We start from the raw sequence: 26323 nt of genomic DNA, 5'->3' as shown, positions 1-26323 counted from the left end.
GCATGACTACTAATCATCTTTATGACGACGTGACTCGTAGCGTCCTGTCCGTGCTGGTTCAGGACGTCGAAGGCATCATCACCCGCGTGACCGCAATGTTTACACGTCGTGGTTTCAACCTTGTTTCCTTGACTTCTGCGAAGACGGAAACACCGGGTATTCACCGCATCACCGTTGTGGTTGATGCCTCGGAGCATGCGGTGGAGCAGATCACCAAACAGCTGAACAAGCTCGTGAACGTGCTCAAGGTTCTGCGCCTGGAAGAAGAGTCGACCGTTGCGCGTTCTCTCATGCTGGTGAAGGTGAATGCGAACAACAGCAACCGTCCGCAGGTTGTGGATGCCGCGAATATTTTCCGTGCACGCGTGGTAGACGTTGCGCCGGATTCCGTTGTTATCGAAGCCACCGGTACGTCGAGCAAGCTGCGCGCTTTGCTGGATGTCCTCGAGCCATTTGGTATCCGTGAGCTAGTTCAGTCCGGCCGCGTGGCGCTTAACCGGGGTCCGAAGACGCTGGCGCCCTCTAAATAATTTTCCACCCCCGTCTCACATAGTTAGACGCGCGTCCCGTATAGTGGGACGTGCGATTGGCACATCTCACAGAATTTGAAAGGTTCGCTCATGGCTATTGAAGTCTTTTACGACAACGATGCTGATCTGTCCATCATCCAGGGCCGCAAGGTTGCCGTGATTGGTTACGGCTCCCAGGGTCACGCCCACGCACAGAACCTGCGTGAGTCTGGCGTTGAGGTTGTTGTGGGGCTGCGCGAGGGCTCCAAGTCCGCGGAGAAGGCTCGCGAGGCTGGCTTTGAGGTCAAGTCCAACGCCGATGCCGCTGCATGGGCAGATGTGATCATGCTGCTGGCTCCGGACACCTCCCAGGCCGAGATTTTCAAGAACGACATTGAGCCGAACCTCAATGACGGCGATGCACTGTTCTTCGGCCACGGCCTGAACATCCACTTCAAGCTCATCGAGCCGGCTGACAACATCATCGTCGGCATGGTTGCGCCGAAGGGGCCGGGACACCTCGTTCGCCGCACCTTCGTCGACGGCAAAGGTGTGCCGTGCTTGATTGCTATTGAGCAGGACCCGAAGGGCAATGGCCGCGACCTGGCTCTGTCCTACGCTGCAGCCATCGGTGGCGCTCGCGCCGGTGTCATCCCGACCACCTTCGAGGCTGAGACCGTCACCGACCTGTTCGGTGAGCAGGCTGTTCTCTGCGGTGGCCTGGAAGAGCTGATCATGAACGGCTTCGATGTTCTGACTGAGGCTGGCTACGAACCGGAGATGGCGTACTTCGAGTGCCTGCACGAGATCAAGCTCATCGTTGACCTGATCTACGAAGGTGGCATTGCCAACATGAACTACTCGGTGTCCGACACCGCTGAGTTCGGTGGCTACCTGTCCGGCCCACGCGTTGTTGACGCTGGTGCCAAGGAGCGCATGCGTGAGGTACTCAAGGACATCCAGTCCGGTGAGTTCACCCGTCGCCTCATTGCCAACGTCGAGGGTGGCAACAAGGAACTCGAGGACCTGCGCGCAAAGATCTCCCAGCACCCGATTGAGAAGACCGGTGCTGAGCTGCGTGACATGATGTCCTGGGTGCAGAACCCGCTGACCGATACCGCGCGTTAATCAGCTCCGCCGCACTGTGTGGCAAACCTAAACCGCCTGGAATCCGGGTTCGAACCGGATAGCTCCAGGCGGTTTTGTCATTCCTTCCCATAACAATTCCCCCACCCTCCGAACTGATTTCTCAGCTCGGAAAGTGGGGGAGAAGCGCAAAGGCCGAAGTACTACTCGTGCGTCAAAGCTTCTTGTGCTTCCTTGTAGCGTTGACGTGCCAGGCGTGCTTCTTCTTGTGCCTTGGCAATCTTTTCTTCGGCAGCGGCGATTTCTTCCTCGGCAGCAGCGAGAAGTTCCGTGGCCTTTGTAGTTGCCTTGTCGGACTTCTTGCTACCAGCGTCACTCGGAACGAACAGGATGATGGAGGACAGGGCGATCAGCGCCATGATGAGCGTTGCACCCAAGCCGAACATTGCTGCTTCGCGTACAACGGCGTTGTCTTGGCGACCGGAAAACTCGAGTGCGTTGCCCAAAAGGATCGAGTCGGAGGAAGACATGACGGTGTAGATGGTCGTCGGGATAGCGGCGCCAAAAGCTGCACCGAGAGAAGATGCCATCTTGTACACGCCGGAGCCTGCGCCAGCCTGCTCATCTGGAAGTGCGCTCAGTGCTGCATCCGTCGACGGAGTGGCGTAGAAAGCCAGGCCCAGGCCAAACAGGCTGAAGGCGATCACCGACAGGATGAGGTACGTCTGAGTCATCACATTGGTGCCCATGAGCAGAACAATGGAGACGATGACGATCATCGCACCCCACATCATCGGTTTCTTGGCGCCGAACTTCTGCAGCAATTTCTCACCGACGCGGATGAAAGCGATGATGAAGATCGCGTAGCCCAGCGTGTAGTAGCCAGCCTTTGCCGCGTCCATACCGGCAGCATCCTGCAAGACCCACAGGGTGACAGGAATAAGGCCAGCCGTTGCGTTGATCATCAGGTTAGAGATCGTGGCACCGGTGAACACCGGGTTCTTGAACAAGGTGAAGTCAACCAGAGGAGCCTCGGCGTGGTTCTCAACGCGGATAAAGGCGGTCAGCGAGAGGATGGATACTGCCAACAGCGTCCATGTAATCCAGCTGGTCCAACCAATGTTTGCGCCTTGGGTGACCACCAGCAGCAGTGTCAACACAAAGGTTGCCAGGGTGATGATGCCGGGCACATCCGTCTTCGCACCAGAGTCCCTTGCAGGAGCATCCTCCGGAATCTGTCGCATGAGCAGGATAGAGACCACAGAGATGAGTGCGCTGATGATGAAGATGGAGCGCCATCCAAGGGGTGTGGAGGCCATGAACCCGCCAAAGATTGCAGCCAGGCCAGAGCCACCCCAGGAACCGATCGACCACATGGATACTGCGCGTTGTCGGTCAGTACCCTGCCAGTAGGTCTTCAGCAGTGCCATCGTTGCAGGCATGATGCACGCTGCTGACACGCCTTGCAGGACGCGGCCAATGATGAGCATCGTATTGCGCACGCCGCCGGTGATAGCAAAACCGACGAGGAGGGAACCGATGATGCCCAGGATGTTACCAATATTGGTCATCCGGACACGCCCGATGCGGTCAGCAAAGCCACCAGCAACAACGATGAACATGCCGGAGAACAATGCGGACAGGGAGATGGCGATGTTCATGATGGTAGGAGGTGTGCCAATATCTTGGCCCATCGCCGGACCAATATTCAGTGTTGTCTGAGCAAAAAGCCAGAAGGTGATCACGGCAAGGACAATGCCGAGGAGGGCAGAATCATTATCTTTGAACTCTTTGGCCTTTTGGACTGATTGAAGTGATGTTGACATCATGGAATCCTTACTTGGTCAGCCATGCGGACGTTGCAACAACAACTGCTTCAGCGCCACGATCAAGGGTGGGTTGGAGGTCCGGTGCGAAAGCAGGATTGTGGTTCCCCACGGCTTTGCTCAAGTCAGCGAAGCCACCGAGGCCCCAGTAGGTGTATGGCACACCGAGCGCATCAGGAATGATGGAAAAATCTTCGGAGGCGGGGACGGCATCGAGGTCGCAGGCCTCATCGCCAAAGTAGGCGTCGAATGCCTCGCGCACAGTGCTGGTGGCATCCCCGTCGTTGTCGGTGAGCGGATAGCGGTCGTAGTAAGTGAACTCAGGCTCTTGCGGGCTTCGCGCCGCAACACACTCGGCGCGAACGATGCGTTCGATTGCTTCCTTGAGGTGCTCGCTCACCGCACTGTTGTACGCCCGGGTATTGATGAGCAGTTCCGCGGAATCCGTAATGATGTTGGATTTCGTGCCCGCATGGATCGCTCCCGCGGTCACTACCGCCGTCTCCTTGGCTGCCACCTCGCGCGAGACAATCGTCTGCAGTCGCATCACAATGGTGGAGGCCAGCATCACTGGATCAACACCAAGTTCTGGCATGGAGCCGTGGGAACCTTTGCCGTGTACGACAACTTTTACCGAGAAAGCCGAGGAGAGCACTGGACCTGGGCGCGTGCCCACGTAACCGCCCGGAAGGCTGGCGAGCACATGCTGGCCGAGATAGACATCCGGGCGGGGCATGACCTCTTTCAGGTTTTCTTCGAGCATGGCGCGGGCACCTTCGGCAGTCTCTTCAGCGGGTTGGAAGACACCGATGAAGGTGCCTGCCCACTGATCTTTATGCGCGTTGAAGGCCTGCAACGCGGTGATCAGCGACATGAGGTGGAAGTCGTGCCCACAAGCGTGAGCAACGGAGACCTCTACGCCAGTCTTCTGATCAACCTGCGTTGCCGTGGAAGCGTAATCCTTGCCTGAGACTTCCTTTACGGGCAGCGCGTCAATATCCGCGCGCATAGCCACGATCGGACCGTCACCGTTCTCGATGGTGGCGAGCACACCGGTTTCACCGATGCGAGTAGTGGATATGCCTGAACCTTCGAGCTCTTGAACAATCCGATCTGCAGTGCCGTGCTCCTGCATAGACAGCTCAGGGTGTTGGTGAAAAAACTTGTACAGTTCTTCGCGGTCGGATTGGGTGGATGGGAGATCCCCCAATATCTTCTTGACAGGCTCTATATTGATGGACGTACTTTCACGGTACGCCCATTCTCAGCTTTAGTGCAGGCTAGATCATGCCTTTAACCTGCCGGTAAAAGAATATTCAGGAAACGTTTCCATAGAATATGAGATTTTTCACAGCTTTAGGGCTTGCTAAAACCGGGTGGATCAGGACTCGCTACTACTCGTGAATGTCAATAACGTGTTCTGGCCCGAATTCGATGAAATCCCCAAGCTTGGCACCGCGCACTAACGCGGGCTGGTTATGCAGTTCACCGACATAGTTTCTGCCTTGCTGGGCTGCAACCTTCGCCCACATGCGTTCACCATTCGGTTGACCCGCTGGAGGATCGTCAAGAAGGAACACGAGCTTCACTAAAACGCCGGTGGCAAGGTTCTCTCGTTTGATCCGGTGAGGGATCTCAAACGTGAAGGGGTTTGCGGCGTGTAGCTGCTCGGCGTTGTCGAGGTGATAGTCAACAGGCGTAGGCATTTCACAGTATTCGTTAGTCATGCGCGCATTCTTTCAGATGGTTAGGACATGCCCCGTTTTTCACATTGGACGACTGACGGCATCTAGGACATATAGGGCATAGAAAACGGGCCCGAAGGGGAGTGGATTCCCTTCGAGCCCGCGAAAGTGCGGCGACTTAGTTGGCCGGTGCTGGCGCTTCCTCAACCGGTGTGGGAGCGTCCTCGGCCGGTGCCGGAGCGTCCTCCGCAGGAGCGCCATCGCCCGGTTCGCCTTCAGCCGGTGCCGGAGCATCCTCAGCAGGGGCGACGGTGGTGGTCACGTTGATGGTGGTGGTGCCCACGATGGTGGTGGACGGCTCCGTCGGGGATTCTTCACCGGAACCCGTGGCCAGAGCCCAGATGAGCCAGCCAAGCAAGGCTAAGGCAATCAGGCCGAGCAGCCACTTCCACCAGCCACCGCCGTTGGCGTCAGTGGTAGTGGGGTTCTCGGCGTAGCCAGCACCTGTGGCGAGTGGAATCGACTCGGTGTGGGACTCCTCCGGCAGAACCTGGTCCTGGATACGTGTCTCGTCGTTTGGATTCTGGTGAGTCATGTGTGGTCTACCTTCCAATAATCTGTTGTAAGTAATCGAATGTCCACGCTAACAAGTTTTTGGGCTACGTGAGGTTTTCTTTTCACTTTGCAGTGAGCTGTGTCGTGGGTGGATTGCAATGCGTGCTGAATTAAAGCAGGTGGGGAACGTTCCTGGTCGTTGTGTTAGGCCACCCTATTTTCAATAGACTTTCAATAAGTGTTGAATTGTCATAAAGTGAGGTCATGAAAGATCACAGTGCGTCCTCTCATGGACACTCTCATCACCACCATGATCACGGTGGGGCGGTTGCCATGGATGCCTCGGTGCGTTCGCTTGTCATCGCGCTGACTATTACCGGTGTTGTTTTCTTCGCGGAGCTTATCGGTGGCTGGTTATCTGGTTCGATGGCGTTGTTGGCAGATGCGATGCACATGCTGTCTGATGCCACGGGGATGATTATCGCCCTCGTTGCTGTGCTCATCGGGCGGAAACAAGTGTCTCGTTTTGCCACCTTTGGGTACCGCCGGGCTGAAGTTCTTGCCGCAGCGGTGAATGCTGTGACGGTGGGCGTGGTGTCATTGTGGATCGTCTACGAGGCAGTATCGCGACTTGGGCGTGGCGTAGAGATTGCCAGCCGCACGATGATCATCATTGCCGTTATTGGTTTGATTGCCAATGCGGCATCGGCGCTCGTGCTGCATCGCCAGCGCAAGGACTCCATCAATGTGGAAGGTGCATACCTTCACGTTCTGGTGGACATGGCTGGCTCAGTGGCTGTCATCGTGGCCGGCATTGTTATCGCCACCACCGGCTTCCAGGCGGCGGACGTGATCGCGTCCCTCATCATTGCTGGGATGGTGTTGCCGAGGGCGTGGGAGTTACTCAAGACGTCGACAAGCATTCTGCTTGAGCGTGTTCCCGAAGGCTTCGACCCCGATGAGGTGGCTAACGAGCTGCTGGCGTTGGACGGCGTGGAGGGGATCCATGATCTTCACCTGTGGTCGATGAGTGGCAATAACGTTCTGTGCACCGTGCACCTGATTACGCGTGCGGATCATGGGTTTCTGCTGGACCGTGCGCAAGCGAAGCTCGCAGAGCTGGGGGTTGATCACGCAACCATTCAGATTGAACCGCCAGGACACGTGAACCATGAAGTGGTGTGCGCACCTGAGGAGGCACGGGAAACTCTTTAGACCCAGCTCAAAGTGTTGGTGTCCTCTACAGTTAGGCACATGGGGTTTACAACGCCGAGCTACTCCTTGACCGACTTGTTCGCACGCGCCGAGCGTGGCGAGCTTCAGATTCCTGATTTCCAGCACACCTACTTGTGGGACGTGGACCGTACGCGCTTGCTTATATCCACGGTTCTGCGTGGTTATCCAGTGGGAACCCTTCTGGCGCTGGATACACGAAATGTGCCCATGCGCTTCAGCCCGCAGCCACTTCCTGGCGCGCCAGCTACTGATAGTCAGCCAGGTTTGCTCCTGCTCGATGGTCAACAGCGCCTGTCGTCCTTGTACTTGGCTTTCCAGGGTGATGGCCGCGTGGAGGTCTTGGATTTCCGCGGGCGGAGCATTTATCGACGTTTCTTCGTCGACGTGCGCCTCGCTGTGCAATCCGAGCCCATCCCGGAAGAAGCAATTTTTGCTATCGACGATGACGGGGGCATCCGCTCCCACTTCGGGCCTGATATCCCCGGGGGTATCACCTCGCGGGAAACGATGGTGGAGAACTATGTGGTACCGGTGTCCTCCCTGTTGTGGGAGGAAGGCAATGACTTGCTCTTCGACATGGCGGCGAATACGGATGACCCTGTGCTGCGCGAAAGCGTGAAAGAATTTCATCGCCGAGTGCTACGGCCGTTGGCTGCTTATGACATTCCGATGACACGGCTGGACCGGGGCACCTCCCAGATTGGTGTGGGACAGATCTTTGCACAGGCCAATTCGCAGGGCGTGTCGATGGATGTCTTCGAGCTGCTCACTGCCAGCTTTGCCCTTGAGGATCCTACGTTTGTTCTCGCCGAACATTGGGCGCAATGTGAGAAAGCATTACGCAAACATCCGGCGTTAGATGAGATCGACCGCGTGCGGTTCCTGCGCGGTGTCTCACTGTTGGTGTCCAGCATCACCGGTCCGTCGCGCGGTCACCGCGGGGACGTGCTCAACCTGTCTTTGGAGGATTACCTCTGGGCCTCACGCGAACTGGTCGAGGCTTTTGAGCGCACCGCACAGTTCCTGGAAGAGCGGTGCATTTTCAGCGTGGATCAAGTGCCGTATTCGCACCAACTCGTTCCCTTGGCCGTCATCCTTGCGCGCTTGAGCAGGGATTCTGCTGGAGCCAGTTGCGATGCGCAGACCATGACTGACCGCATCAACCAGTGGTTCTGGTGCGGTGTGTTCGGTGAACTTTATGGTGCACATGCGCCGTCAATTCGGGCAGGAATTGACGTGGATCAGGTGACCCCGTGGGCGATGGGCGCCACCGATCAGGTGCCAAAGACGGTGAAGGATGCGCAGTTTGCACAGTCACGCCTGCTCACCGCCGGGCCTGATTCGGCGGTGTACCGGGGAATTTATTCACTGCTCATGGCGCGGGGTGCACGTGATTGGCGTACCGGCAAGACTTTTGACTCAACAAGCGTGGTTGAGCTGGAACCAGATTTCTATCAGGTTTTCCCGGCCGGCTACTGTCGCGCACAGGGGGTCGATGAACAACTCGCAGATTCGGTGCTCAACCGCACGCCCCTTGGCAAACGCACTGAAAGGGTGATGGAAAGTGGCGCCCCGAAGCGGTATCTGTCGCGGCTGCAATCCAAGGCCATCATGGAAGATTCTGAGTTTGATTCGGTTTTGGCAACGCACGAATTGGAGCCCGAATATCTGCTGACGTCCCATTGGCAAGCATTCTTTGCTGACCGGGCAGAACGCTTCATCGGGATGATTGAATACGCCATGGACAAACCCGTAGTGCGTGACGGTAACGTCAGTGCTTGGAACACAGACAGTGAAAACAGCGAAGACAACGGGGACGAGTGACCAAGGTAATCAACACATTGGCTAAGGCAGCATCGGCACTTGGTGCAGCCATCTGTCTTGCGCTGGGGCTCGTTGCATGCGGGGCTGCTGAAGAGGACGTGACTGGGCAAGACTCGACGGTGACCGCGCCAACAACGACGGTGCATCCACTCCTGCAGCAAGCACGCACAGTGAACCGTTCAAACCATGTCTCTGAAAGCTTTGCTCCAACCCCGGTCGTGTTGGATGATCCGTGGGGTTTTGAGGCTTCCAAGATCTTCTTTGACATCTCCGAGGTATTAATCATCAGCGACGGTGACCCGCAATCCCAGCTGCGCGCTGCCACGCTCGCGGTGGTCGCGCATGCGCCGATGGTGGTGTACTCGAGTGACCATCATGCGGCTGTTGTGCAGGAGATCGAACGTTTAGGTGCGCACACCGTCTTTGCGGTGGGGGATGTGCCGGTGCTCAACTATTCGGAGAAGCTCACGGTGATCCGGGATCCCGGCGGATTGGAAGCCTTAGAGAAAGCGACAGCGCTGCAGTTCAGCGAAAAAATTGTGGATGCGCCTGAGGATGCTGCTGCAGCGGTTGCGGGTCTGGATCCCAATGATCCGGTGTGGCTGAAAAGTGGCTATGGGGGAGAGCAGCACGTAGAAGAAGAGGCAAAGGAAGGCGTTGTCCCGCTTCAATCACGCCAGAATGCTGAGATGGCACCTCACGTGATTGCCCTTGCTTCGAGCCCTCTCGCCGCTATTGCTACTGCACGAGGTTTTGGCGCGGACGTTTATGTAGTGGATAGCCCTGACCCCAGAGCCGATGACCGCGCACTGCTGGTCATGGCAGGACTTGCGGATAAGCCACTCATTGCTCTTGGCCCAGAATTCGGCACAGACGAGGAGCTTCGGACCCGGATCAGGGAAGCGGAGGCATCCGCAGATACCCGGAGGTTTGCTGGGGTGGAGAAGTTGCCGCAGGTTCTGTGAGGGAGGGGCTTGGGGGACGTCGATAAGCGATCCTGCATGAAATAGAACCCTGAAATAGGGGAATACACGGCAGTGTGAATAAAATAATCGACGCTGCCAGAAGCGAATGCACGTCCGTGTGCACCAACCCACATAGCAGGAGAAGTAAAGACCGTGTCTAAACCCGTTGTCCTCATTGCAGACAAACTCGCCCAGTCCACCGTGGACGCACTTGGAGATGCAGTGGAGGTGCGCTGGGTAGACGGTCCGAACCGCGCTGAGCTCCTCGCTGCTGTGCCCGAGGCAGAGGCATTGCTCGTTCGCTCCGCAACCACTGTTGATGCGGAGGTCCTTGAAGCCGCGCCGAACCTGCGCATCGTTGGGCGTGCCGGTGTGGGCCTAGACAACGTCGACGTAGACACCGCAACCCAGCGTGGCGTCATGGTGGTCAACGCGCCGACCTCCAACATTCACTCCGCATGTGAGCACGCTATTGCTCTGCTTCTGTCCACCGCACGCCAGATTCCGGCTGCGGACAAAACCCTCCGCGATGGGGAATGGAAGCGCTCCTCCTTCAAGGGTGTAGAAATCTTTGGCAAGACCGTGGGCATCGTCGGGTTTGGCCACATCGGTCAGCTCTTTGCGCAGCGTCTTTCCGCTTTTGAAACCACCGTCATCGCGTATGACCCGTATGCCAACCCCGCCCGTGCCGCACAGCTTGGCGTCGAATTGGTTGAGCTGGAAGAGCTTGTTTCCCGCGCTGACTTTGTCACCATTCACCTGCCCAAGACCAAGGAAACGCAGGGAATGTTCAACGCAGAGCTTCTGGCAAAGGCGAAGGAAGGCCAAATCATCATCAACGCCGCCCGCGGTGGCCTGGTAGATGAGCAGGCACTGGCTGATGCCATTGCTAACGGAAAGATCCGCGGTGCCGGCTTTGACGTGTACGCCACCGAGCCGTGCACGGACTCCCCACTGTTCGCACTGAACGAGGTGGTTGTCACCCCGCACCTGGGTGCGTCTACCGCTGAGGCGCAGGACCGCGCAGGCACGGATGTTGCAGATTCCGTGCTTAAGGCGCTCGCCGGCGAGTTCGTCCCGGATGCTGTCAACGTCATCGGCGGTGCTGTAGGCGAAGAGGTCGCCGCATGGCTCGAGCTCGCACGCAAGCTCGGACTCCTCGCAGGCAACCTGCTTGATGACGCCCCGGTGTCCCTCCGCGTCACCGCCCGCGGTGAGCTCTCCACCGAGGACCCCTCCACGCTGGCACTGTCTGCTGTACGTGGTCTGTTCTCCGGCATCGTGGAGGAGCCCGTCACCTTCGTCAACGCCCCGGCTATTGCCAAGGCCCGTGGCCTTGAGATGGAGTCCGGTGTGGCAACTGAGTCCCGTGGCCACCGTTCCACCCTCGAGGTTCAAGTCGTCTCCGCCAATGGTGACACCGCGACCGTTGAGGGTGCGCTGACCAGCCTTGAGCATGTGGAGAAGATCGTGCGCATCAACGGTCGTGGCGTGGACATGCGCGCAGAGGGCCGTAACCTCTTCCTGTCCTACACCGATCAGCCTGGTGCACTGGGCAAGGTGGGCAGCCAACTGGGTGAGCAGGGCATCAACATTGAGGCTGCTGCCCTGACCCAGGCGGTTAAGGGCGACGGCGCCTTCCTCATCCTCCGTGTCGAATCTGAGATCCCGGAAGATCTGGAGCAGTCCATCGCCGACTCCATCCAGGCATCCAGCTTCCAGCTGGTTCTGGACTAAACAGCCATTGCACGTAACAGCTCTTCAGCCACCCTCGACGGGAAGAAAGGTCACACACAATATGAACATCGCAGTGATTGCTGGCGACGGAATCGGCCCCGAGGTGATGGCTGAGGGCCTCAAGGTACTCAATGCTGTGCGCCAGGATGTTGAATTCACGGAGTACGACTTGGGTGCCCGCCGCTACCTCCGCAATGGCGAGTTGTTGACAGAGGAGGACCTGGCAAGCCTGCGTGAGCACGATGCCATCCTGCTCGGTGCGATTGGTGATCCGGAGCGGGTGCCGGCCGGAGTGCTGGAGCGTGGTCTGCTGTTGCCGTTGCGTTTCAAGCTCGATCACTTTGTTAACCTGCGGCCTTCGAAGCTGTACCCGACGGCAGTAAGTCCGTTGGCAAACCCCGGCAACATCGATTTCGTTGTGGTGCGCGAGGGAACTGAAGGTTTGTACTGCGGTAATGGCGGTACTCTGCGTCAGGGGACCCCGGCTGAGGTCGCATGTGAGGTTTCGCAAAACACGCGCTACGGGGTTGAACGCCTCGTGCGCCATGGTTTTGAAACAGCGATGGCGCGCCGTAAGAAGCTCACGCTCGTGCACAAGACCAATGTGTTGACCAATGCGGGCGCTCTCTGGCAGAACACCGTCAACGACGTTGCTGCGGAGTATCCGGAGGTGGAGATCGATTACAACCACATCGACGCCGCGACCATCTACTTGGTCACTGGCCCGGAGCGCTATGACGTCATCGTGACCGACAACCTCTTCGGCGACATCATCACCGATCTGGCTGGCGCTGTCACCGGTGGCGTCGGCCAGGCCTGCTCGGGCAACATTGACGCATCCCGGACGAATCCGTCCATGTTCGAGCCAGTCCACGGCTCCGCCCCTGACATCGCCGGGCAGGGGATTGCTGATCCCACCGCCATGATCCTGTCTGTGGCCATGATGCTGCGCTGGTTGGGTGATGAGGACAACGCGGTTCGCATCGAAGACGCTGTGGCCCAGGATGTGTCCCAGCGTGGTGATGAGCCAATTGCAACGGAGCAGGTCGGCACAAGGATCGCTGAGGCTCTCAAGTAGGCTTCGGCCCATGCGTGCATCTCACCGCCGAGTCCATGTGGTCCGTACTGTCGCTGCTGTCGCAGTCAGTCTCGCCGTGGGACTGGGCGGTGTTGCGTGTACAACGAAACCTGAATCCGATGTTGAGCGATTGTCAGAGACCGATACTCTGCTTCAGGCAGTGCTCGAAGACGGCTCCACCGTGCTCGGGGATGCCGATGGGACAGGGATCGACGCCTCTAGGGCATTCTTTGAAACCTCTGATGACGTGGTTATTTCGGCGCCGTCCCATGATGCTCAGCTGAAAGCAGCGGGTATCGCTGTGGACCTCGGCGCGCCAATGCTCATCCGCCAACCAGGCTCAAAAGATGCAGTGGAGACTGAGATCTCGCGCCTTGGTGTACAACGCCGAATTCAGGTTTCATCAGAGGATCCTGCAGACGCTTCCGTGGAACTCGAAGAGGATGCTGAGGATGTAGCGCTTATCGACGAAACTCTGCCCATCGAGCCCGGTGAAGGCCACGGCATCACTCAGATCATCAAACGTGGAGCAGCGGCTACGAAAGAAAGCAATACCCCAGTTCTTGCTACCGAGGCGACCTCCTTGGCAGCAGCAGCGACTGCCACTGCTAAACGCATCCCTGTCACCGTCTTATCCCACCCGGATCCCCGCGTGACCCGGGAATCGATGGATCAGGTGAAAGGCAAGAAAGCCCTCGCCTTAGGCCAAGACTTTGGTTCCTCGGAGTATTTCCGTGGGGCGGTAGACATGGCTGCTAACGGTGAACTGCCAGGCGGCGGTGGTTTGGTCTTCCCAGGCCGTCGGATGGTTGCTTTGTATGGCCACCCGTCTGGTCCAGCATTGGGGCAGATGGGGGAGCAGCCACCGGCCGAAGCGGTTCAGGTGGCGCAGAACTGGGTGGACCAATACCGCGAGCACACCAATGAGACCGTCATCCCGGCCTTCGAGGTCATTGCCACCGTGGCAGCGGGCGGGCCCGGGGACGATGGCAACTTCACCAACGAAACAGATCCAGCTGACCTCGTGCCGTACATCGATGCGATTACGGAGGCCGGTGGGTATGCAGTGATTGACTTGCAACCGGGACTGGCCACGTTCAAGGACCAGGCTGTGCTGTATAAGGATCTGTTGAAGCGCCCGAATGTCGGTTTGGCACTGGATCCGGAGTGGAAGCTTCAGCCGGGACAAACCCCAGCCGCACAGGTCGGTTCCGCAGAAGCCGCGGAAATTAATGAGGTGACGCAATGGCTGGCTGACCTGACACGCAAGCATGATCTGCCCCAGAAGGCCCTCATCGTGCATCAGTTCCAGGTAGCTATGCTGCCGGATCGGCACAACATCAATACAGATCACCCAGAATTGTCGTTCATCCTGCATGCGGATGGACATGGCTCACCGGGCGAAAAGTTTGATACCTGGAATATCCTCCTGGAGAATCTCGACCCGCGATTCTTCGTTGCATGGAAAAACTTCATTGACGAGGACAAGCCGATGTTCACTCCGGAGCAGACCTACACGCAGGTTCAGCCACGCCCGTGGTTTGTTAGCTACCAGTAGATATCTGTTTCATGCTGGAAACCAAAATGGTCAAAGCTGTCATGTGAGAGCAAAGTTTCTGGCACTCTAAGCGCATGACAGTTGAGCTCGATGAGGTGCGTGGCTTTCTCGCGCAGCACGAACCGTTTTCACACCTGCCGGATGAGGCGCTTTCTGCGCTACCGCGACAGATGCAGATCATCTATGTGCGTCGGGGCGAGGTCATCGTGGCCCGTGGGCAGGTCAATGACAACCTGTACATCATCCGGTCTGGTGCTGTTGATGTTCTTGCGGAGGGCGATGCGCTTATCGATCGGCGCGAGTCAGGCCGTAATTTCGGGTACTCCTCGCTCGTGGGTACGCCCGAATCGGATTACACCATGATCGCTGTGGAGGACAGCATTTTGTTGGTCCTGCCACGTGAGGCCTTTGTTTCGTTGATTAGCGATCACCCGGACATCCTTCGCTTCTTCCAATCCCTCTCGCGCCGTGTTGCGGCTTATGCGCAGGAGTTGAACGATCCGGGCAATGCGGACACGCTGCGCACCAACGTGAGCGAAATGATCAAAACGGGCAACTTGGTCACGGTGGAAGCCTCCGCCTCGATCCGAGATGCTGCTGTCCGTATGAGTGAGTCAGATGTGTCTTGCATTGTTGTCACTCCAGTGGAGGAGAACGGGGAGATTGGCATTCTCACCGACCGTGACCTGCGCCGCCGCGTAGTGGCTCAAGGCTATTCCACTGATGCATCGGTAGCGGAAGTGATGACATCTCCGGTGCGCACCATTAGCGCCGAGACATTGCTGTTTGAGGCCATGTTGGTGATGAGCGAGCATGGCTTCCATCACCTGCCCGTGGTCGATGGGTCCACGACGGAGATCATCGGTGTATTGACCAGCAGCGACGTCATGCATCAGCTCCAATCAGATCCCATCTACTTGGCTGCTGATGTTGCTGGCAGCAGTAGGGAGGAGCTGCGGGATGCCTACAAGCGCGCGGCGGCGGTGGCGGCGAGGTTTGTGGACCGGGGGTCGTCGGCAAGCGATGTGCAACACCTTCTCACGGGCATTGCAGACGCGATCGCGCGGCGTCTTGCTGAGCTGGCCTACGAGGAGTTTGGGCCACCACCTGTGCCTTTCGCCTTCGTGGCTGTGGGCTCACAAGCGCGCCGTGAGATGGGACCGGCCTCGGATCAGGACAATGCACTGGTATTGTCGGATTCTTACAACGAGGCGGAACACGGCGCATACTTCCAGAAGTTCTCCGAGTACATCTGCATGGGGTTGGCTGATGCCGGGCAGGCCTTGTGTCCCGGTGACATGATGGCGTCTACGCCGGAATGGCGTATGACTGAAAGTGAATGGAACAAAACCTTTCACAACTGGATCACCGCCCCCGAATCGGAGGCACTGCTCCACGCGCAGGTGTTCTTTGATTTCCGTTGTCTCTTCGGTGATGAGGAGATGGCGCAACGGGTGCATGACAATGCAGTTGTTTCCGCGCGTGGATCCCGGCGCCTTCACGCTCACTTGGCGGCGCTGGCAACGCGCCGTGAACCACCCATCGGTTTCTTCCGCGGATTCGTTGTCCAGCGTTCCGGGGAGTATGCGGACACCCTTGATGTGAAGAAGGGAGGCACCGCAGCAGTCGTACAGATGGCGCGACTGTACGGCATTTTGTCTGGTTCAACGGTTGTGGGCACACAGGAGCGCATTGAACAAGCAGCGGGAGATAGCATCAGCGTCCGCGGTGCTCAAGATTTACAGCGCGCCTACAACCACATTTCTAATCTGGCATTGCGCCACCAAGCGGAGCAGGTGCGTGCCGGGGAGGCTCCGAACTATCACATTGATCCGTCCAAGATGTCTTCCATCGACCGTGACGCGCTGCGGGACTCCTTCCGCATTATTAAATCCCTGCAAGCGGCGGTGGCATCGAAGTTCCCCGTGAGGTCGATCTAGATGTTGTCCGGTCTTTTTGGGCCACAGAAACGCGACGTGGAATCAGGCGCACTGCTCGCCGTGGATGTGGAGACGACGGGGCTGAAACCCGGGGTGCATGAGCTGGTTTCCATTGGATGGGTGCCCGTCAACGATCGGGTGATTGACCTTTCCGGCGCTGGCTACTGTGTGCTTAGTGGTGCCCATGTTGGTGATTCCGCGACCGTGCATGGTGTTACTGATGATGATGTTGCGCGCGATGGCATCCCTTCTGCGGAAGCCCTTCAAAAGTTTCTGAAGGCGATAGAGGGCCGCAAGATCTTGGCGCACTTTGCCCAGATGGAAACCGGTTTTCTTGGAGCGTTGCACAAAAAGGTTCTGGGGAAGACGTGGCGTGTGCACGAGGACGAGGTCGTGGACACTATGACTATGGAACGCCGCCGCATGGAACGCATGGGAACGTATCCACGTGGAGAGGATTTGCGACTAGCACGTGTGCGTGCCCGCCACGGGCTGCCTGATTACGGCAACCATAATGCGCTGACGGATGCACTAGCGTGCGCTGAGCTTTACCTGGCTTTAACTGCGGGGAAGCCCGAGCGGTAGGGAATCTACATGCACAATATGTAGAGCGCTGAGAACAATGCGTGGGTTAAAGCCACTGTTGTGATCTAGCTCGCGTATGCTCTTTTTCATGCGTTTTGGACGAATTGCCACACCTGAGGGAATGACCTTCGCGGTCATCGATGATGAGGGCACCACTGCTAAGCAGATCAAGGGAACCCCGTTTACGGAGCCGGAGTACACCGGTAAGGAGTGGCCGCTGGATAGCGTGCGCCTACTCGCCCCCATGCTTCCCAGCAAGGTAGTAGCTATTGGTCGCAACTACGCCGACCACGTCGCTGAGGTGTTCAAGCAGTCCGCTGAGCACCTTCCGCCGACCCTCTTCCTCAAACCACCGACCGCGGTCATTGGTCCGGAAGCAGCTATTAAGATCCCGGACTTTGCCACCCGCGTGGAATTTGAAGGCGAGCTGGCACTGGTTATTGGTGTCCCATGCAAGAACGTGAAGGCTGAGGACTGGAAGTCTGTTGTACGTGGTGTGACCATCGTGAACGATGTTTCCTCGCGTGATCTGCAGTTTGCTGATGGTCAGTGGGCGCGTGCGAAGGGCATTGACACTTTCTGTCCTCTCGGTCCTTGGATTGAAACGGATCTGGACAAGTTTGACTTTGATGATTTGCCGATCAAGGCGCACCTGACTCATGACGGTGTTACTGAGACGAAGCAAGATTCAAACTCGAATCAGATGATCTGGAAGATTGGCAAGATCATTGAGTTCATCACCTCGTCCTACACCTTGCTTCCGGGTGATGTGATCTGCACCGGCTCCCCGGCAGGTACCGCCGAGATGATCCCGGGTGATGTCATCGAGGTCGAGATTGATGGGATTGGGTCCCTGCGCAATCCGGTCGAGCGGGCTTAGTGCTTAAAGCCTAAAGCCCCAGCGCTCGCTGGATGGTGAGGAGCTTCGCGGTTGTTTCCGCAAGCTCCTCTTCTGCATCTGAGGAACCAACGAGTCCGCCACCCGCCCAGGCCCGGGCAGCCGTCCCATCCTCGTTGACTTGGGCGCAGCGGATGGATACGACGTACTCGCCATCACCGTCGGATGTTGCCCATCCGACAGCACCGGCATAGAAGGAACGATCCGATTCCGCAGTGGTGATCAGGGTCTCTGCTGCATGCTGCGGGGTTCCACACACAGCTGGGGTGGGGTAGAGCTTAGCTGCGAGCTCCAATGCGGTCGGGGCTGGCTGCTTGAGCACGCCACTGATCGGGGTGGCCAGATGCCACATCTCGTTCGTGGCTTCGAGCTGTGGGCGGTCAGGGATGTTTAGCTCTGTGCAGAGGGGTGCGAGGATGTCCCGGATGTGTTCTACAACGTAGGAGTGTTCCTCGAGGTTCTTCTCTGACTCAGCTAGCTCCTGGCCTGCGGCAGCATCGGCTACGGGGTCATTCGGGACCCGCGGGGCTGAACCGGCGAGCGGATAAGAGTAGATCTTCAGGCCGTGGCGGCGGATGAGAAGCTCCGGTGAGGATCCAACAATGGTGTGGCCCTTCAAGCCGGCGGGTGAAAGGTCCGCCATGAACCCGTCGCGGGACTGAGATAAATCGATGAGGCGCGCTGCCACTAGGCGCGGGTCTACTGGTGGATCAAACTCAAAATCAACTGCGCGGGCGAGCACAACTTTGTCTAGGACCGACTCCCGAATGGTGTCAATCGCGGCTTCAATGCGGCGAAGGTGTTCGTGCGGTTCTGGATCGAAGCCGCTCACACGCGCGTGCACCACTGAGCCAGGGCCCGTCCGGTAATAGGCGTGAGGCTGTAGGCAGCCGTCCTCCCGGATAATGTGCTCCGGAACCGTGAGTGCTGCTGGTGCCTCTCGGTCGAAGGGGAGTGCGCCGACTACCATTTCAACGTCGCCACGCTCAAGCGCGGCGATTGCGGAGCCAGCATCGGTGAACGTGGTTACCGCGCCTTGGGTACGCACTGAACCTGTGGGCCGGGACAGAGCAAAATCCGGTGCAGAATCAGGTGCGGCTTCAGGGCGGGTGGACATGAGGGACCATCTTAGCGGGTGGATATTCTCGGCTCACTGCTGCACCATGTCGGTTCATGTCCACTGACAGCATGGACGCTGCTGAAGTTGCGTGAGGGGGAGCGCGCTACAGTTGTGGGCATGACTGACACTGCTGCATCTGTACACGTACGTTTCTGCCCATCACCCACTGGTACTCCGCACGTGGGCATGGTGCGCACGGCACTGTTTAATTGGGCGCAAGCCCGCCACACCGGGGGCACATTGGTGTTCCGTATTGAGGACACTGATGCCAAGCGTGACTCCGAAGAGTCCTACCAGGCCATCATCGATTCGCTGACCTGGCTCGGCATGGAATGGGACGAAGGTGTAGTCAAGGGGGGCCCGCATGAGCCGTACCGCCAGTCCCAGCGCATGGACATTTACAAGGAGATCCTGGACAAGCTGATTGAGGCCGGCGAGGTCTACCCGGCGTACTCCACCGCCGAAGAAGTCAAGGAGCGCCATATTGCTGCCGGCCGCGACCCGCAGCTGGGCTACGACAACTTCGACCGAGACCTCACGGAAGAGCAGGTTGCTGCATTTAAGGCGGAGGGGCGCGAACCGGTGTGGCGTCTGCGTATGCCGGAGAAGGATTGGAAGTGGCACGACCTTGTCCGCGGGGACGTCGAATTTAAGTCCGCCACCCAACCGGATTACGTGGTTGCGCGTTCCAACGGTGCGCCGCTGTACACCTTGGTCAACCCCGTCGATGATGCACTCATGGGGATCACCCACGTACTGCGCGGCGAGGACCTATTGTCGTCGACCCCGCGTCAGATCGCGCTCTACGAGGCGCTGCAGCGCATTGGCGTGACCGACTTCACTCCGGAGTTCGGTCACCTGCCCTTCGTCATGGGCCAGGGCAACAAGAAGCTGTCCAAGCGCGATCCGGAATCCAACCTGTTCAACCACCGCGATAACGGCATTATCCCGGAAGGCATGATCAACTACTTGGCCCTGCTGGGTTGGTCCTTGTCTGCTGATCAGGACATTTTCACGGTGGATGAGTTCGTCAAGGCTTTCGACGTTTCAGACGTGTTGGCTAACCCCGCTCGCTTCGACCAAAAGAAGCTGGAAGCCATTAACGCGGACCATATTCGCATGCTCGAACCGGAGGATTTCAAGAACCGTCTGCGCGAGTACCTCACCGAGTACACCGACTTCCCGGCTGACTACCCGGCCGACAAGTTCGCCATCGCCGCTGACCTCGTGCAAACGCGTATCAAGGTGCTTTCAGACGCCTACGGTCTGCTCAAATTCCTTGTCATCCCGGACGCGGACCTCACCCTCGACGAGCGCGCCGCGAAGAAGAACCTCAAGGAAGCGGCCATCGAGCCACTCGACGCTGGCATCGCCGCCCTGGAGGCAGTCGGGGAGTGGACCACGCCCAACATCGAAGCTGCGCTCAACAAGGCGCTTATCGACGATCTCGGCCTCAAACCCCGCGTCGCCTTCGGCGCCCTGCGCGTAGGCGTCACCGGCGCAGCTGTTTCCCCGCCACTATTCGAATCGATGGAACTTCTTGGCCGCGAATCCACGTTGGTCCGCTTGCGGGCTGCACGTGCTGTCACGCCGTACGTGGCGGAAGAACCTACGCAGTAGAAATCACAGCGGGGTAGTTTGCTGCTCTTACTATCCCGCTATTTCTATGGATTGAACTGGCGATTTGGTAGTCCAGCACAGGCGTGGCTATAGTATCCAACGTTGTCTTGAACAGCTTAAGAACTTAAGAAGTTCAACAGCAACGATGGCCTATGGTGTAATTGGCAACACTACGGTTTCTGGTACCGTCATTCTAGGTTCGAGTCCTGGTAGGCCAGCTGCAGAAAACTAGCAATAGCGCTCTGCAGGACAAAAGTCCTTACGCCCCGTTCGTCTAGCGGCCTAGGACGTCGCCCTCTCACGGCGGTAACACGGGTTCAAATCCCGTACGGGGTACAACGAAGTCCCTCCGGATCTGTTTTCAGGTGCGGAGGGACCTTTGCTACTTACCCTGTGTTCGCATGGCTGGTCGCTTTTACGAATATTCCAGCTGACCTCTCCGTCTGGTGTGAGCTGCAAAACCAATTTGCACTGATGAAACTGGCTTGTGTTGATGCGCTAGTTAATAATGTGAAGCAACATATTCCTTATCCCAAGGAGGTCTGTTGTGGCTATTGAGCAACAATCAATTGTCGTGCCCAAAGAGATTCAAGAACTCATTGACAGTGGACAATTATCTAAGAACGGCAGTGTCGTGCGTGATACGGGCGGTCGGTTTTTCACTTTTTTGAAGGAGGTCCAAAATGATCCGGGGTGGGCGCAGAAGTCGGGCGCAGCACTTGATGAAGTCATAGGGAAGATGCGTAGTGCCACAAAGGACAATCCGAGTTTGATTCTCGCAGTCGTCGGTGCGCCTATGGCTGTTTGTATCTGTACGGCTGTTCGCAAGACCATGGCCAAGCGATCAAACTCGAAGGCGATTCAGGAGCGGAATTCCATCGAGGTTCGATTTAATTTAGCGGCGAAAGCATGGATTGAAGCTGCTAAGACTGGAGCGGTTAAATCTGATATCGTCGCAGAGCTTCAAGAGGCGTGGGAAGCATATGACGCATCGAACAGGGATTGGAAGACTCAACCGAGCGAGTTAGCGGTGAGTCTGATGCAGTTGGTTAAAACCTGGAACTTCCAAAATGGATTGATTGGGAACCCGCCGGCTGCAGCCGACAGTTCACGGGATGATGTAGTTGTGAATTTAGGCGAGTATCTGTCTGCCCAGAGGGATGCGCTCAACGAGACTGCGTAGAGTTACTACTTTGCGCGTCCAATTGGAACATGACGTCATCAAGGCGGTCCTCTTTATTGTTCTGAGTTTCACAGAGCTGGAGCGCATAACTAGACAGTTGGGAGACTCGCGTATCAAGAGCACTGATAACCAGCTGGTTTGGAGTTTCGTGTGCGGTCCTTTACTGTAAGCAAGTCGCAAGAAATAGCGAGCGCGCCCCGTTCGTCTAGCGGCCTAGGACGTCGCCCTCTCACGGCGGTAACACGGGTTCAAATCCCGTACGGGGTACAAAGAAGTCCCTCCGGATCTGTTTTCAGGTTCGGAGGGACAATTGTTTTCTGCGGATCAGCCCGCTGCGTGCTACCGGCTTCCGGGAATGTGTAGCACGTCCTGTGGATTTAGTACGTTCCTGTAGTGATTCGAGAAGTGTGTTACGCGGAGCCGACTGTGGGTCAGGGGGTTAACCCTCTTTGGGCCCGAGCTCGGCCTCGAGCACTTCCTGGGCCACCTTCATAGCGGAGAGGGCAGCAGGGGCACCACAGTAACCGGAGGAGTGGATGATGGCTTCGGTGATCTCTTCGCGCGTGAGCCCGTTGGTCAGGCCGCCGCGAACGTGGCCGCGGAGTTCTTCGGTGGCGCGCAGGGCGACGAGCATGCCGATGTTGAGGAGGCTGCGGTCGCGACGACTCAGGCCCGGACGGTTCCATACGGAACCCCAAACAGTGGCGGTGATGTGGTTTTGGAGTGGCTCACCGTCTTTGCCGGCGTTGCATGCAAGGGCGGCGTCGACGAAGTCATCGCCCATCACGGCACGACGGATCTCAATGCCGGTGTCGTAGCGGCTGTCTTTTTCAGTCATGGTTTTAACCTTCCGCAAGGTGAGTTAGATCTCTGACATAAGTTGGTCGGCAGCCTTGAGTAGCTGCTTACCCCACGTGTTGGCGGGGGAGGGCTTCAGGCGCTCAGCTGGGCCGGAGATGGACAGGACGGCGCACAGGCGCCCCGTGGCGTCATGGATAGGGGTGGACACGCTAGATAAACCAACTTCACGCTCGTTGACGGATTCTGCCAAACGAGTTTTGCGTACACGCCCGAGTTCTCCCTCGCTGAAAGGTGCAGTGATGTGCTCATAGGCGGCGAAAACGCGGGCAGCGGAACCGCGGTCGAGCGGAAGCTGGGATCCAACCGGCACGGTGTTGGTCAATCCGCTGGGTGGCTCCACGGCGGCAACGCAGGTGCGGGTGTTGCCGGTCAGTTCGTAGAGCTGGACGGATTCACCGGTTGTGCGCACCAGTGCGCCCATGATGGGTTTAGCCGCCTCAATGACAGCTGACGGTGCAGACGCAGCGTAGCGGGAGAGAGCCGGTCCGATGGACCAAGCTCCAGTTTCTGTGCGGATGAGGATGTGGTGCACTTCCAGTGCGGTGGCCAGGCGGTGTGTGGTGGCACGAGGCAGGCCGGTGACATCGCTGAGCTGAGACAGTGTCTTATCGCCGCCAGCGACGGCCTCGATGATGCTTACAGAGCGGTCGAGGACCTTGATGCCGGAAGGGCCCTCGAGCGCGTCTGTCTTCTTGTCGGTCTTTCTCACATAGTGGATCGTAGCAGTCCACTATGTGGGAGGGGCGGGGGAGTGGGGGAGGCGTCGATAAGCTGCATGCAGAGATGTTCTATACTGTCTCACTGAATGGAAATATACGTCCCATGCGATGGGAAGCTTCAAGGAGGCGACAATGGTTGATAAACCGTTGACACTGGCTGAGAAAGTCTGGCGTGACCACGTGGTCAAGAAGGGTGAGAACGGTGACCCGGATCTGGTTTACATTGACTTCCAGCTTCTCCACGAAGTGACTTCGCCGCAGGCTTTTGACGGGCTGCGCATGAACGGCCGTGAGATCCGTCGTCCGGAGCAGCATCTGGCTACCGAGGATCACAATGTGCCCACCGTGGGCATCAAGTCCGGCAACCTGCTGGAGATTGAGGAGCTGACCTCCCGTACGCAGGTGTCCACCCTGCGGAAGAACTGCGAAGAGTTCGGTGTGCGGTTGCACTCCATGGGCGATATTAAACAGGGCATTGTGCACACCGTCGGCCCCCAGTTGGGTATCACTCAGCCTGGCATGACCATTGTGTGTGGTGACTCGCACACGTCCACCCATGGCGCCTTCGGCTCGATCGGTATGGGCATTGGTACTTCCGAGGTGGAGCACGTCATGGCAACGCAGACGCTGCCACTCAAGCCGTTTAAGACGATGGCTATTGAGGTCTCTGGTGAGTTGCAGCCGGGCGTGACGGCGAAGGACTTGATTCTGGCCATCATCGCCAAAATCGGCACGAATGGTGGCGCTGGCCACATCATTGAGTACCGTGGCGAGGCAATTGAGAAGCTCTCTATGGAAGCCCGCATGACCATCTGCAACATGTCCATTGAGGGCGGTGCCCGTGCCGGCCTGGTCGCTCCGGATGAGAAGACCTTTGAGTATGTCAAGGGCCGTGAGTTCGCGCCGAAGGGCAAGGACTGGGACGACGCAGTGGCGTATTGGAAGACTTTGCCGACGGATGAGGGCGCCGAGTTTGACACTGTCGTGGAAATCGATGGCTCTGCGCTGACCCCGTTTGTCACGTGGGGTACGAACCCGGGCCAGGGCCTGCCGCTAGGGGAGTCTGTGCCGGATCCAGAATGTTTCGGTGATGACACGCTGAAGGCTGCCGCTGAGAAGGCCCTCAAGTACATGGACCTTGAGCCGGGCACGCCACTGCGTGACATCAAGATCGACACGGTCTTCCTGGGGTCCTGCACCAACGCCCGTATTGAGGACCTGCGTGCGGCAGCGGAGATTCTCAAGGGCAAGAAGATCCACCCGGAGACCCGCATGATGGTTGTGCCGTCTTCCGCCATGGTGAAGCAGCAGGCAGAAGAAGAGGGGTTGGACAAGATCTTCATCGAGTTCGGTGCGGATTGGCGTACCGCTGGCTGCTCTATGTGCCTGGGCATGAACCCGGACCAGCTCAAGCCGGGCGAGCGTTCTGCTTCCACCTCGAACCGTAACTTCGAAGGCCGTCAAGGCCCTGGTGGCCGCACCCACTTGGTGTCCCCGCTGGTTGCCGCAGCCACCGCTATTACTGGCCACCTGTCTAGCCCCGCTGATCTGTAAGGAGAACAACACCATGGAGAAGTTCACCACCCACACCGGCATTGGCGTGCCACTGACCCGCTCCAACGTGGACACGGACCAGATCATCCCGGCCGTGTACCTGAAGCGTGTGTCACGCACCGGCTTTGAGGATGGGCTGTTTTCTAACTGGCGCCAAGGTGAGCCGGATTTTGTGCTGAACCAGGAGGCGTTCAAGAACGGATCCGTTCTGTTCGCTGGTCCGGATTTTGGTACGGGCTCATCCCGTGAGCACGCCGTTTGGGCGCTCATGGATTACGGCTTCAAGGCTGTGTTCAGCCCCCGCTTCGCGGACATCTTCCGCGGCAACACGTCGAAGGCAGGGCTGTTGGCAGGCCAGATGACGGAGTCCGATATCGAGCTCATTTGGAAGATCCTCGAGCAGAATCCGGGCACCGAGGTCACTGTGTCCCTAGAGGATCGCACGGTCACCGTGGGGGAAAACACCTTCACGTTTGAGATTGACGACTACATCCGTTGGCGCCTCATGGAAGGCCTGGACGATATTGGTCTGACCATGCGCGATGCGGATGCTATCGAGGATTTTGAGGAGCACCGCCCGGCATACAAGCCGTCGGTGTCCTAGGCACCCGCACTAGCCCTCGCACTACCTAGCGCACGGGCAGCGCGGTGGGCATGTAGTCCGCGCCGATGAGCTGGCCTTCATTAAAGGTCAGCACCCAGACGGAGCCCTTCTTGGACTTGATTTCCCCGTCGATAGGCAAGCGACCGTTTGCTGCCAGCCAGGCGAGCATATTCGGGATGATCAGGCCCTGGCCCACGATGACGCTCGTGCCACCTTCATTGACCACATCCATGAAGGCTTTTTGGGCTTCCACCATGTTGTTGATCCAGGTTTCATCACCAAAGCGGATGTCTACGTCGACGGGCAGCTTCAATTCGTCCGCTAGCGGCGCTGCGGTTGCTTGGCAGCGATCGGGCAGGGCCGAGTAGATCCGGTCCGGCGCGAAAGGTGCCAGCAGCGGAACAAGCATCTCTGATTGGCGGCGCCCCTTCTTGTCCAAAGGACGCAAGTTGTCGTTGCCAGCCCATTTCTTGCGGTCATGGGCGCGAGCGTGGCGGACGTAGAGAATTCGGCTGGTCGAAGGCAGACGGAAGCGCTTCTCCGCCTTGGCTAGCACCTGGCGGTCGAGGTCGTAGGACATGATGGCCTTAGCTTCGTCGATAGGCAACCAGCGAATCTCATCGACTTCTTCGTTCGGTTCGAACTCGCCACCGATGACCTTGCCTGTCCAGTAGTACACAACCTTGGTTGAGTTCTTAATCGGGTAAACGGTTTTACCCAGCAGCTTGCCCAGGTTGATGTGATAGCCGGTTTCCTCACGGATTTCGCGCACCGCTGTTGCCACAAGCGACTCGCCCGGATCGACCTTGCCTTTAGCCAGGGACCAATCGTCGTAACGCGGCCGATGAATACAGGCCACTTCAATGCTGTCGAAGTCCTGAATATTGCCTCGCCACAGCACAGCACCTGCGGCGAGTGTGGTCTTTGCAAACTCTTCATGCGGGTTGCGGGGGATTTCTTGGTGGCGTCCTGTGAGGAACATTTCGCCCCGCACGTCTTTGTCATGTTCGTGCAACTTTGAGTTTGGTTGTGACTGCTTGCCCATGAGAACCCATTGTTCCGCATCGCTTGATACTGTGCACGGAAGCCTCCTTGTCTGCGCGTCCTTACACACTGTGACCTACTCTGCTAGATAGTTTGTGGAGGAACGCGTTTTTCAAAAGCGCATGCTTATCGACGA

Annotated in this window: 23 protein-coding genes and 3 tRNA genes; 18 read left to right on the top strand and 8 right to left on the bottom strand. The window is 57.9% G+C overall.

The features are described from left to right. Positions 1–2 precede the first annotated feature (2 nt). Both ilvN and ilvC read left to right on the top strand, forming a co-directional pair. The gene (gene ilvN, locus QP994_RS05955) at positions 3–530 is read left to right on the top strand and encodes an acetolactate synthase small subunit (protein ID WP_034664858.1); all 528 of its coding nucleotides are present in this window, start codon (positions 3–5) and stop codon (positions 528–530) included. A gap of 90 nt (positions 531–620) precedes the next feature. Further along, positions 621–1637, top strand: coding sequence for a ketol-acid reductoisomerase (gene ilvC, locus QP994_RS05950; protein ID WP_284854960.1), 1017 nt, complete (start codon positions 621–623; stop codon positions 1635–1637). A gap of 161 nt (positions 1638–1798) precedes the next feature. Here ilvC and QP994_RS05945 read toward each other — a convergent pair whose 3' ends face one another. The 4 genes from QP994_RS05945 to QP994_RS05930 form a co-directional block, all read right to left on the bottom strand. Beyond that, complete coding sequence (locus QP994_RS05945) at positions 1799–3421, bottom strand: MFS transporter (protein WP_284865706.1); 1623 nt, start codon at positions 3419–3421, stop codon at positions 1799–1801. Between the two features lie 10 nt (positions 3422–3431). Continuing rightward, complete coding sequence (locus QP994_RS05940; protein ID WP_284865755.1) at positions 3432–4658, bottom strand: amidohydrolase; 1227 nt, start codon at positions 4656–4658, stop codon at positions 3432–3434. Between the two features lie 157 nt (positions 4659–4815). Next, positions 4816–5148 (bottom strand): DUF2314 domain-containing protein, encoded by a 333-nt coding sequence (locus tag QP994_RS05935; RefSeq protein WP_284854958.1) that lies wholly within the window; start codon positions 5146–5148, stop codon positions 4816–4818. 136 nt (positions 5149–5284) lie between these two features. Continuing rightward, complete coding sequence (locus QP994_RS05930; RefSeq protein ID WP_284854957.1) at positions 5285–5701, bottom strand: hypothetical protein; 417 nt, start codon at positions 5699–5701, stop codon at positions 5285–5287. A 224-nt stretch (positions 5702–5925) separates the two neighbouring features. On the opposite strand from QP994_RS05930, the gene QP994_RS05925 reads away from it, so the two are divergent. The 9 genes from QP994_RS05925 to QP994_RS05885 all read left to right on the top strand — a co-directional run bounded on the left by QP994_RS05925 (position 5926) and on the right by QP994_RS05885 (position 17464). After that, entirely contained in the window at positions 5926–6876 is a 951-nt protein-coding gene (locus tag QP994_RS05925; RefSeq protein ID WP_502870015.1) for a cation diffusion facilitator family transporter, read from the top strand. Between the two features lie 39 nt (positions 6877–6915). After that, positions 6916–8721, top strand: a complete 1806-nt coding sequence (locus QP994_RS05920) for a GmrSD restriction endonuclease domain-containing protein (RefSeq protein ID WP_284865705.1) — start codon at positions 6916–6918, stop codon at positions 8719–8721. Then, positions 8718–9686, top strand: coding sequence for a hypothetical protein (locus QP994_RS05915; protein ID WP_284865704.1), 969 nt, complete (start codon positions 8718–8720; stop codon positions 9684–9686). Before QP994_RS05920 ends, QP994_RS05915 begins: the two co-directional genes overlap by 4 nt. 153 nt (positions 9687–9839) lie before the next feature. Then, a complete protein-coding gene (gene serA, locus QP994_RS05910; protein ID WP_284854954.1) occupies positions 9840–11423 on the top strand; it encodes a phosphoglycerate dehydrogenase in 1584 nt (527 codons plus the stop codon). A gap of 61 nt (positions 11424–11484) precedes the next feature. Beyond that, positions 11485–12501: a 3-isopropylmalate dehydrogenase gene (locus tag QP994_RS05905; RefSeq protein ID WP_284865703.1), complete on the top strand. Its 1017-nt coding sequence runs from the start codon at positions 11485–11487 to the stop codon at positions 12499–12501. Positions 12502–12511: 10 nt separating this feature from the next. Next, on the top strand, positions 12512–14059 hold the full coding sequence (locus QP994_RS05900) for a cell wall-binding repeat-containing protein (protein ID WP_284865702.1): 1548 nt from the start codon (positions 12512–12514) through the stop codon (positions 14057–14059). A 74-nt stretch (positions 14060–14133) separates the two neighbouring features. Next, entirely contained in the window at positions 14134–15999 is a 1866-nt protein-coding gene (locus tag QP994_RS05895) for a DUF294 nucleotidyltransferase-like domain-containing protein (protein ID WP_284865701.1), read from the top strand. Continuing rightward, positions 16000–16584 (top strand): 3'-5' exonuclease, encoded by a 585-nt coding sequence (locus QP994_RS05890; protein WP_284854950.1) that lies wholly within the window; start codon positions 16000–16002, stop codon positions 16582–16584. 88 nt (positions 16585–16672) lie between these two features. Continuing rightward, on the top strand, positions 16673–17464 hold the full coding sequence (locus tag QP994_RS05885) for a fumarylacetoacetate hydrolase family protein (RefSeq protein WP_284854949.1): 792 nt from the start codon (positions 16673–16675) through the stop codon (positions 17462–17464). 10 nt (positions 17465–17474) lie between these two features. Here the strand turns inward: QP994_RS05885 and QP994_RS05880 are convergent, their stop codons facing one another. Then, the gene (locus QP994_RS05880; RefSeq protein ID WP_284865700.1) at positions 17475–18599 is read right to left on the bottom strand and encodes an isochorismate synthase; all 1125 of its coding nucleotides are present in this window, start codon (positions 18597–18599) and stop codon (positions 17475–17477) included. A gap of 120 nt (positions 18600–18719) precedes the next feature. On the opposite strand from QP994_RS05880, the gene gltX reads away from it, so the two are divergent. From gltX to QP994_RS05855, 5 genes are all read left to right on the top strand, one after another. Continuing rightward, positions 18720–20222 carry a glutamate--tRNA ligase gene (gene gltX, locus QP994_RS05875; protein WP_284865699.1) on the top strand — a complete coding sequence of 501 codons (1503 nt, stop codon included), beginning with the start codon at positions 18720–18722 and terminating at the stop codon, positions 20220–20222. A 146-nt stretch (positions 20223–20368) separates the two neighbouring features. Next, positions 20369–20440, top strand: a tRNA-Gln gene (locus QP994_RS05870). Positions 20441–20485: 45 nt separating this feature from the next. Further along, positions 20486–20558 (top strand) — tRNA-Glu (locus QP994_RS05865). A 211-nt stretch (positions 20559–20769) separates the two neighbouring features. Beyond that, positions 20770–21405: a hypothetical protein gene (locus QP994_RS05860; RefSeq protein WP_284865698.1), complete on the top strand. Its 636-nt coding sequence runs from the start codon at positions 20770–20772 to the stop codon at positions 21403–21405. 194 nt (positions 21406–21599) lie between these two features. Beyond that, a tRNA-Glu gene (locus QP994_RS05855) sits at positions 21600–21672 on the top strand. Between the two features lie 172 nt (positions 21673–21844). On the opposite strand, the gene QP994_RS05850 is transcribed toward QP994_RS05855, so the two are convergent. Both QP994_RS05850 and QP994_RS05845 read right to left on the bottom strand, forming a co-directional pair. Beyond that, positions 21845–22243, bottom strand: a complete 399-nt coding sequence (locus tag QP994_RS05850; RefSeq protein WP_284865697.1) for a carboxymuconolactone decarboxylase family protein — start codon at positions 22241–22243, stop codon at positions 21845–21847. Between the two features lie 24 nt (positions 22244–22267). Beyond that, a complete protein-coding gene (locus QP994_RS05845) occupies positions 22268–22975 on the bottom strand; it encodes an IclR family transcriptional regulator (RefSeq protein ID WP_284865696.1) in 708 nt (235 codons plus the stop codon). Positions 22976–23117: 142 nt separating this feature from the next. On the opposite strand from QP994_RS05845, the gene leuC reads away from it, so the two are divergent. After that, the gene (gene leuC / locus QP994_RS05840) at positions 23118–24539 is read left to right on the top strand and encodes a 3-isopropylmalate dehydratase large subunit (RefSeq protein WP_284865695.1); all 1422 of its coding nucleotides are present in this window, start codon (positions 23118–23120) and stop codon (positions 24537–24539) included. Positions 24540–24552: 13 nt separating this feature from the next. After that, complete coding sequence (gene leuD, locus QP994_RS05835; RefSeq protein WP_284865694.1) at positions 24553–25143, top strand: 3-isopropylmalate dehydratase small subunit; 591 nt, start codon at positions 24553–24555, stop codon at positions 25141–25143. 25 nt (positions 25144–25168) lie between these two features. On the opposite strand, the gene QP994_RS05830 is transcribed toward leuD, so the two are convergent. Further along, positions 25169–26188, bottom strand: a complete 1020-nt coding sequence (locus QP994_RS05830) for an NUDIX hydrolase (RefSeq protein WP_284854942.1) — start codon at positions 26186–26188, stop codon at positions 25169–25171. Positions 26189–26323 lie beyond the last annotated feature (135 nt).

The organism is Corynebacterium sp. MSK044 (assembly GCF_030232825.1).
In the GTDB taxonomy this organism is placed as follows: domain Bacteria; phylum Actinomycetota; class Actinomycetes; order Mycobacteriales; family Mycobacteriaceae; genus Corynebacterium.
The sequence above is the reverse complement of the archived record's forward strand: the minus strand, read 5'-3'. Positions and strand labels throughout refer to the sequence as shown.

Coding starts and splice junctions, on each gene's coding strand:
- ilvN (WP_034664858.1), top strand. CDS start 3: ATGACTACTAATCATCTTTATGACGACGTGACTCGTAGCGTCCTGTCC.
- ilvC (WP_284854960.1), top strand. CDS start 621: ATGGCTATTGAAGTCTTTTACGACAACGATGCTGATCTGTCCATCATC.
- QP994_RS05945 (WP_284865706.1), bottom strand. CDS start 3,421: ATGTCAACATCACTTCAATCAGTCCAAAAGGCCAAAGAGTTCAAAGAT.
- QP994_RS05935 (WP_284854958.1), bottom strand. CDS start 5,148: ATGACTAACGAATACTGTGAAATGCCTACGCCTGTTGACTATCACCTC.
- QP994_RS05930 (WP_284854957.1), bottom strand. CDS start 5,701: ATGACTCACCAGAATCCAAACGACGAGACACGTATCCAGGACCAGGTT.
- QP994_RS05925 (WP_502870015.1), top strand. CDS start 5,926: ATGAAAGATCACAGTGCGTCCTCTCATGGACACTCTCATCACCACCAT.
- QP994_RS05920 (WP_284865705.1), top strand. CDS start 6,916: ATGGGGTTTACAACGCCGAGCTACTCCTTGACCGACTTGTTCGCACGC.
- QP994_RS05905 (WP_284865703.1), top strand. CDS start 11,485: ATGAACATCGCAGTGATTGCTGGCGACGGAATCGGCCCCGAGGTGATG.
- QP994_RS05900 (WP_284865702.1), top strand. CDS start 12,512: ATGCGTGCATCTCACCGCCGAGTCCATGTGGTCCGTACTGTCGCTGCT.
- QP994_RS05895 (WP_284865701.1), top strand. CDS start 14,134: ATGACAGTTGAGCTCGATGAGGTGCGTGGCTTTCTCGCGCAGCACGAA.
- QP994_RS05890 (WP_284854950.1), top strand. CDS start 16,000: ATGTTGTCCGGTCTTTTTGGGCCACAGAAACGCGACGTGGAATCAGGC.
- QP994_RS05885 (WP_284854949.1), top strand. CDS start 16,673: ATGCGTTTTGGACGAATTGCCACACCTGAGGGAATGACCTTCGCGGTC.
- QP994_RS05880 (WP_284865700.1), bottom strand. CDS start 18,599: ATGTCCACCCGCCCTGAAGCCGCACCTGATTCTGCACCGGATTTTGCT.
- gltX (WP_284865699.1), top strand. CDS start 18,720: ATGACTGACACTGCTGCATCTGTACACGTACGTTTCTGCCCATCACCC.
- QP994_RS05850 (WP_284865697.1), bottom strand. CDS start 22,243: ATGACTGAAAAAGACAGCCGCTACGACACCGGCATTGAGATCCGTCGT.
- leuC (WP_284865695.1), top strand. CDS start 23,118: ATGGTTGATAAACCGTTGACACTGGCTGAGAAAGTCTGGCGTGACCAC.
- leuD (WP_284865694.1), top strand. CDS start 24,553: ATGGAGAAGTTCACCACCCACACCGGCATTGGCGTGCCACTGACCCGC.
- QP994_RS05830 (WP_284854942.1), bottom strand. CDS start 26,188: ATGGGCAAGCAGTCACAACCAAACTCAAAGTTGCACGAACATGACAAA.